Source organism: Subtercola boreus (genome assembly GCF_003399625.1).
GTDB lineage: Bacteria > Actinomycetota > Actinomycetes > Actinomycetales > Microbacteriaceae > Subtercola > Subtercola boreus_C.
Map to the genome: position 1 here is coordinate 1 of NZ_NBXA01000046.1, position 1,697 is coordinate 1,697.

Consider the following 1,697-nt stretch of genomic DNA (forward strand, 5'->3'; position numbering starts at 1 on the left):
CCTGCGCGGTACTTCGTACCTTCCAGGCAAAAAACGTGTGGGAGGAAGTGACAGTCGGGGCCGAGACAAACCTCCATTTCGGCTTGACAAACCTGATTGAGAATCACGGCAAAACAACGAAAGGGAAAGAAAATGACCGAACACATCACCGGGATCCGGATCGACAACGACGGGGTCCTGTCCACCGTCAGCATCGACGACACGAACACCCACACCCACCTGCTGGGCATGTACCGGCACATCGGCTGCACAACCGTCGACGTCATCGGCCTCGTAGGTGGCATTGACGTGTGGGTGGATGACGAGGGCCTGTATACGCAGGAGCCGAACCCGACACTCACCGACATGATCCGGGTAACCCGCCCGTTCCAGACGCACCTGTCAGGGCCGGGCCTGTTCCTGGCCACCGACGGCGAGGGCGACACCCGAGGCCTGACCGAGGAGCAGACCGCGACCGTCATCGGGTGGTGGCAGACCGCAAACGCGATTCTGACCGTCCTGTAACACCCCAACCAATAACAAAGGTCGGGGACCGAAGCAAATCAAGTGCCTCGGTTCCCGACCGTCTAACCCCATCATATCGAAGGAAGAAACACCATGACCAAGAACACCACCACCCCCGCATCAGCCCCGGCCAACACTGGCGCGCCGGACCTTGCTGCGAGCCTCGCAGCGGGAACGGTGACCATCGAGCGAATCGACCCGCAGGCCGTGCAGCTTGACCCGAACATCAGGACCAACCCGGTCCTGCCGCCCGAGTTCGTGGACTCCATCCGCGCCGAGGGAGTCCGCGAGCCGGTCCTCGCCCGCCGCGGGGAGGACGGCATCACCTACGTCTACGACGGACAGCGCCGACTCCTCGCCGCCCGCGAGGCGGGCCTCGAGTCGATGCTCGCCGTGTTCGGTATCGCGGACACCACCGGCACGGAATCGGGCCGGATTCTGGATCAGCTGCGCACGTTCGCCCGCGCAGAACTAACGCTGACCGACCGGATCGCCGCCTACGAAGCGCTGGCCCTCGACGGCATCAGTGTGGAGAAGATCGCGAAGTCCGCAGGTGCCGACAAGGCCACCGTCGCAGGGGCGCTGACGATCGGGAAGAGCAAGGCCGCAACGGCCTATGCCGGGTACGGCACCGTCTCATTTGACCGGCTGCTGCTGATCGCGGAGTTCGAGGGCGACGATGACGCGATCTCGGCTGTCACGAACTGCGACGACGAAGACCTCGCGTATGTCGCTCAGGAGTGCCGCGACGATAACGCCCGCCTCACCCGGCAGGTCGAGATCGTGGCCACGCTGGAGGCGGACGGCCTGAGCGTTGTCACGACATGGAACTACTCGACCATGGCGCACCTGTCACGCCTCACCGACGCCGCAGACGACGACACCGAACGGCCCCCGCTCAACCCCGAGACGCACATCACCTGTGAGGGTCACGCCGTGTTCCTGACCGTGAACGGGCTCGGCGAGGACGACACCGAAACGGTGCCGCTCTGCATGAAGCCGGAACTGCACCAGCCCATCTACCGGAGCTACCGATCGCCGGTCGCCGAGCCGGTGGAACTCTCTGTGAGTATGTCAACCTAGGCCAGGACCACCTGGGTAATCTAAGCGGAGACCACCTCGGCGTTTAGCGGTGTCGGGGCGGCCTATGCCGGGCCCACCCCGGGCCTGTTGGGTGAGGCGTGTTCTGGTTG

General features: G+C 64.3%; 2 protein-coding genes. Both read left to right on the plus strand.

The features are described from left to right. Positions 1 to 132 precede the first annotated feature (132 nt). Positions 133 to 504 carry a DUF3846 domain-containing protein gene (locus tag B7R21_RS18145; RefSeq protein WP_116284668.1) on the plus strand — a complete coding sequence of 124 codons (372 nt, stop codon included), beginning with the start codon at positions 133 to 135 and terminating at the stop codon, positions 502 to 504. Positions 505 to 597: 93 nt separating this feature from the next. Continuing rightward, positions 598 to 1,587, plus strand: a complete 990-nt coding sequence (locus tag B7R21_RS18150; protein ID WP_116284669.1) for a ParB/RepB/Spo0J family partition protein — start codon at positions 598 to 600, stop codon at positions 1,585 to 1,587. Positions 1,588 to 1,697: the final 110 nt, after the last annotated feature.